This is a genomic window from Streptomyces turgidiscabies Car8 (assembly GCF_000331005.1).
GTDB lineage: Bacteria > Actinomycetota > Actinomycetes > Streptomycetales > Streptomycetaceae > Streptomyces > Streptomyces turgidiscabies.
In genome coordinates, this window is sequence record NZ_AEJB01000436.1 from 1 (window position 1) to 6,344 (window position 6,344).

Annotated in this window: 2 protein-coding genes; both read left to right on the forward strand. The window is 72.8% G+C overall.

All coding sequences use genetic code 11. The annotated features are described in order from the left end of the window. On the forward strand, positions 1-3,597 hold a 3,597-nt coding region (locus STRTUCAR8_RS54620), incomplete at its 5' end, for an SDR family NAD(P)-dependent oxidoreductase (RefSeq protein ID WP_006380297.1). An 89-nt stretch (positions 3,598-3,686) separates the two neighbouring features. Next, positions 3,687-6,344: type I polyketide synthase (locus STRTUCAR8_RS31860; protein WP_044473250.1), on the forward strand; the 2,658-nt coding region annotated here is incomplete at its 3' end.

Below are 6,344 nucleotides of genomic sequence, written 5' to 3' on the forward strand. Positions count from 1 at the left end.
GCCGACCTCCTCTACCCGCCCACAGCCTTCGACGACACCAGCCGCGACCGCCAGCACACCGCCCTCACCGACACCCGGACCGCCCAGCCCGCCCTGGGCATCGCAGGCCTCGCCGCCCACGCCCTCCTCACCACGGCAGGCGTACGCCCCGACATGGCCGCCGGACACAGCTACGGCGAACTCGTCGCCCTCAGCGCGGCCGGCGCCCTCGACCCGGAAACCCTCCTCGCCCTGAGCGCGGAACGCGCGACCGCGATCCTCTCGGCGGCAGCCCAGGCCAACGGCGACGACCCGGGCACCATGGCGGCGGTGTCGGCGGGAGCCGAGGACGTCACGGCGGCCCTCCGCGCGGCGGACACGCCCGCCTCGGTGGTCGTCGCCAACCACAACTCGCCCAAGCAGACGGTGATTTCAGGCCCGACCGAAGCGGTCGACGAGGCCGTGCGGGTACTGCGCGCCGCCGGGCTCGGCGCGAAGCGCATCCCCGTCGCCTGCGCCTTCCACAGCCCGCTGGTCGCCGGGGCGGGCGAGCGCTTCGCGACGGCACTTGCCCAACAGCCCGTTCACGCAACCGAGTTCACGGTGTGGTCCAACCGTACGGCTGCCCCCTACGGCGCCGACGCCGAAGCGGTGCGTGCCGAACTCGCCGCCCAGATCGGTGCCCCCGTCGGTTTCGTCGCCCAGATCGAGGCCATGTACGAGGCGGGGGCCCGGATCTTCGTCGAGGCGGGGCCCGGTTCCGTACTGACCCGGCTGGTCGGCCAGATCCTCGGCGACCGCCCACACCGCACGGTCGCCTGCGAACCGCGCGCCGACAGCGGACTGCGCGGCTGGCTGGACGCGCTGGCCCAACTGGCCGTCGCGGGGCTGCCGGTGCGCACCGGCTGGCTGTTCCACGGGCGTGACGCCGTCGACGCGACCCGGACGAAGGCGCCCAAGCGGCCCGGCTGGACGGTCGACGGCCACCTGGTCCGCACCGCCGCAGGCGAACTCCTCCCCGGTGCCCTCGCACCGGCCCGACGCGTAGTGGAGACGACCACAGTGACCGCGAACGACCAGGACGCCACCCCGGCCGCCGGCAGGGACGCGCTGATCTCCGAGTTCCTGCGCACCAGTCGCGAGATGGTCGCCGCCCAACGGGACGTACTCCTCACGTACTTCGGCGCGGCGCCGGGCCAGTGGATACCCGGACCGACGGCACCGGAGGCCCTGCAAGCGGTCCAGACCCAGACCCGGCCCCAGGTCCAGCAGACGGCGCCGGAGACCGGGCCCACCTACCCGCCCGCGCTCTACGCCGTTCCCGTGCCCGCTCCTGCTTCCGTCTCCGCGGCTGAGGGGTTGACGGAGGCGGAGGTGTTGGGGGTGGTGTTGGAGATCATCAGTGAGCGCACGGGTTATCCGGTGGACATGATCGAGCCGGATCTTGATCTGGAAGCTGACTTGAGTGTTGATTCGATCAAGCGGGCTGAGATCGCTGGTGAGTTGGCGCAGCGGTTGGGTGTGGGTGGTGCCGGTGATCTGACTGTGCTCGGGGATGCCGAGTTGGAGGATCTGGCCAAGGCCCGTACGGCGGCCGGGGTGACGGTCTGGCTGGCGGCGCGGCTAGCGACAGCCGGGCCCCAGCCCGTTCCCGTGCCCGCTCCTGCTTCCGTCTCCGCGGCTGAGGGGTTGACGGAGGCGGAGGTGTTGGGGGTGGTGTTGGAGATCATCAGTGAGCGCACGGGTTATCCGGTGGACATGATCGAGCCGGATCTTGATCTGGAAGCTGACTTGAGTGTCGATTCGATCAAGCGGGCTGAGATCGCAGGTGAGTTGGCGCAGCGGCTGGGCGTCGGGGGTGCCGGTGATCTGACTGTGCTCGGGGACGCCGAGTTGGAGGACCTCGCCAAGGCCCGTACGGCGGCTGCGGTGACGGCCTGGCTGGCGGCGCGGCTCACCGGGCCGGACGAAGTCGAGCAGCAGGGAGCGGCAGGAGCGGCAACGCAGCCTCTCTTGACGGAGGTTGCCGCCGTATCCCCGTCCCCGTCCCCATCGCCCACCCCGGAGGTCACCGGTGAGGCACCGAAGCGCTTCCAGTTGCGGCCTGTGCTGCTGGAACAGCAGGACAGGAACGGGACCCCGAGCAGGGCCGGGGCCGGGAGCACCGACCCCGCCACCGTACTGGCCGGAAAGCGGTTCGCGATCCTGGGCGACGACGACGGCGGTGCGGTGGCCCGGGAGGTCGTGGCGCGGCTCGCCGGACACGGCGCCGACGCGGTGGTGTTCGACCCCGAGCATCTGCTGACGGCGGCGGACGGAACCGACGGGCCGGTTGACGGAGTGCTGTACCTCGACCCGCTGGCCTCGTCCCGGCCGCCGGTGCTGCCGGAGGCGTTCCCCGTCTTCAAGGCGGCCCTGGGGCTCGCCCCGCGCTGGCTGTTCGCCGTACGGGTGACCACGGAAGGCGGCACAGGCGCCGCCGAGTTGAGGTCGGCCGGACTGCACGGGCTCTTCCGGACGGTCGCCCGGGAGTACCCGGAGACGGACGCACGCGTCATCGACCTCGTCGATGACAACGGCGACACGGGGGCCGTCGCCGTCGCCGACGCCCTGCTCGGCGAGTTGCTCGCCCCGGACCGCACCCCGGTCGTCCTGCGAACGCCCGTCGGACGCCAAGGACTTGAGCTGGTCGAATCCCCGCTGGGCACACTCGGCACCACCGGCGCCGGACCCGCCGGGGACGGTGCCGCCGAGGCCGCCGCCCTCGGACTGGACCGCGACAGCGTGGTCCTGCTGGTCGGCGGGGCCCGTGGCATCACCGCGAAGTTCGCCACCGCGCTGGCCTCCGCCTCCCGCTGCCGGATCGAACTGCTCGGCCGGACCCCCGCACCGGAGGGCCCCGAGGACGCGGCCACGGCAGCCGCCGGTACCCGGACCGAACTGCGCGCGGCCCTCGCCGCCCGGGGCGGACTGACCCCGGCCGCGATCAACCGTGAGGCCGAACTCCTGCTCGCCCAGCGGGAGATCACCGCCACGCTCGACGAACTGGCGGCCCTCGGCAGCCAGGCCCGCTACCACTCCGTCGACTTCCGCGAACAGGACGCGGCGCTCCAGGCCGTGAAGGAGATCCACGCCGAGCACGGCCGCCTCGACGGCGTCGTCTACGCGGCCGGGGTGATCGAGGACCGGCTCATCGCCGAGAAGACCACCGAGTCCTTCCAGCGCGTGTACGGGACCAAGACCACCGGCGCCGAGACCCTGCTCGCAGCGCTGGAACAGCTCCCCAACAGGCCGGCGTTCGCCGTCCTGTTCGGCAGTATCTCGGCCGTCCTCGGCAACCGGGGCCAGGTCGACTACGCCGCCGCCAACGACGCCCTCCAGAGCCTCGGCGCTGCATGGTCGGGCCGAACAGGGCAGCGGGCCCTGACCGTGCACTGGGGGCCGTGGGCGCCGACCGGCGGCCACACCGGCATGGTGACCCCCGAACTCGGGCGCGAGTACGCCCGGCGCGGGGTCAGGCTCATCGACCCCGAGGAGGGCACGGCCGCGCTGCTCCGCGAACTGGCCTGGGGTACGGAGTCGGCAGGCGCCGTCGTCTACACGTCTTCGGGCTGGTAGGCGACATGACGAACAGTCATGCGGTCGCCGGACTGGACGCACCGGAGGGACCGGTCCGCCCGTCGGCGACCCCGGTGGCCATCGTGGGCATGTCGGTGCTGCTGCCCGGCGCCGCCGACCTCGACGCCTACTGGCGGAACCTGCTCGCCGGTACGGACGCCATCACCGAGGTACCGGACGGGCGTTGGGACGCCGACGCCTACTACCGGCCCGACTCCGCCGGTGGCCGTGCCGTCGCCGACCAGGTGTACTGCCGGCGCGGTGGGTTCGTGGACGGGCTGGCGGAGGTGGAGGTGACCCGGTTCGGGATCATGCCGAACTCCGTCTCCGGGACCGAGCCCGACCAGCTCATCGCCCTCAACGTGGCCGCCGCAGCCCTCGCCGACGCCGGAGGAGGCGGAGGGCGGGGTGGGGACCGCGGGGAGTTGGACAACTGGCTGCCCGACCGGCACCGCGTCGGCGTGGTCCTGGGCCGGGGCGGCTACCTCACCCCCGGCCTCGTCCGGCTCGACCAGCGGGTGCGTACCGCCGGGCAACTCGTACGGACACTGGGCGAGTTGCTGCCCGACCTTGACCCAGCCCAACTCGACAGCATCCGCACGGCGTTCACGGACAGCCTCGGTCCCGACAGCCCCGAGTCGGCGATCGGGCTCGTGCCCAACCTCGCCGCCTCCCGAGTCGCCAACCGCCTCGACCTGCGCGGACCCGCGTACACCGTGGACGCGGCCTGCGCCTCCTCGCTGGTGGCCGTGGACCAGGCGGTGAACGAACTCGCCTCCGGGCGCTGCGACGTGATGCTGGCCGGCGGAGTCCACCACTGCCACGACATCACCCTGTGGAGCGTCTTCTCGCAGCTCCGCGCCCTCTCGCCCAGCCAGCGCATCCGACCCTTCCACCGGGGCGCCGACGGCATCCTGATCGGTGAGGGCACCGGCGTGGTCGTCCTCAAGCGCCTCGCGGACGCCGAGCGCGACGGCGACCGGATCTACGCCGTCATCCGGGGCACCGGCGTGGCCAGCGACGGCCGCGCCGCCGGGCTCGTCAACCCCGACCCCGGCGGGCAGGCCCACGCCGTACGCCAGGCCTGGCGGGCCGCCGGACTCGACCCCGCCCAGCCCGGTTCCATCGGCCTCCTGGAAGCCCACGGCACCGCCACCCCCGCCGGAGACAACGCCGAACTGGCCACTCTGGCCGAGGTGTTCGGGCCGAGGTACGCGGGAAGTGAGGGCGGCGCCGATACGGCGGTGATCGGGTCAGTGAAGTCGATGATCGGGCACACCATGCCCGCCGCAGGCGTCGCGGGCCTCGTCAAGGCCGCCCTCGCCGTCCACCACGGCATGCTCCTGCCCACCCTCCACTGCGACGACCCGAACCCGGCCCTCGCGGCCACCCGTTTCCGCCCCCTGGACCGGGCCGCGCCCTGGGAGACCACGGCCGAGCAGCCGGTACGACGGGCGGCGGTCAACGCGTTCGGGTTCGGCGGGATCAACGCCCATGTGGTGCTGGAGGAGGCGCCGGGAGCACGAACGAGGGCGCCCGCGTCCCCGTTGCCTTCCCCCGGGCCGACGGTCACTGTTGCCGAGCCCGAGCGCGTCCTGCTGCTCGCCGCCGACACCCCCGAGGCCCTCGCCGCCCTCCTCGACACGGACGACACCTCCGTACTCGCCGCCGGACTCGACGCCGGCCGTCCACATCCGCAGGCCGGACGCAGCCGGCTCGGCATCGTCGATCCGACCGCGAAGCGGCTCACCCTGGCGCGCCGAGCCGTCGCCAAGGGACGGGCGTGGCAGGGCCGTAGCGACGTCTGGTTCCGCCCCGAGCCGCTACGCGCCGACACGATAGGGGAGTTGGGAGGCCTCGCCTTTGTCTTCCCCGGCCTCGAAGGGGACTTCGAACCCCGCGTCGACGACATCGCAGCCCACTTCGGTCTCACCGACGTCCTGCCGGCCGGTGAACGGGCCGAGGTCGGAGACGTGGGCCGGCACGGGTTCGGCGTCGTCGGGGTCGGGCTGCTGCTCGACGGGGCACTGCGCCGCATGGGCGTCGTCCCGGACGCGGTGGCCGGGCACAGCGTCGGCGAGTGGACGGCGATGGTGGCCGCAGGTCTGTACGACGGTGACGAGGTCGGCGCCTTCATGGCGACCTTCGACCCCGACTCGGTCAGTGTGCCGGGACTGGCCTTCGGGGCACTCGGCGCGCCCGCCGAACGGGTACTCGCGGCACTCGCCGAGGAAGACTGGGCGGACGCCGGGATCGTGCTCTCCCACGACAACGCGCCGGGCCAGTCGATGGTGTGCGGCCCGGACACGGCGGTCGAGGCGTTCGTCCGGGCGTTCCGGGCCCGGGGTGTGCTCAGTCAGGTGCTGCCTTTTCAATCCGGCTTCCACACACCGATGTTGGCGCCCTACCTGGCCCCCATCGAGCAGGCTGCGAGCAGCTTCCGGCTCAAACCGCCGACGGTCCCCGTCTGGTCGGGGACGACTGCGGCGCCCTTCCCGGCGGGCGAGTCGGCGGTGCGTGAGCTGTTCGTACGGCATCTGCTGGAACCGGTGCGCTTCCGGCAGCTGGTCGAGGCGATGTACACGGCCGGACACCGGACCTTCATCCAGGTGGGCACCGGCCAACTCGGCTCCCTCATCGGCGACACGCTCTCCGGGCGCGATCATCTGGTCGTCGCCGCGAACTCCCCGCACCGAGGCGGTCTGGCACAACTCCGGCGCGTGGCAACGGCGTTGTGGGTGTCCGGT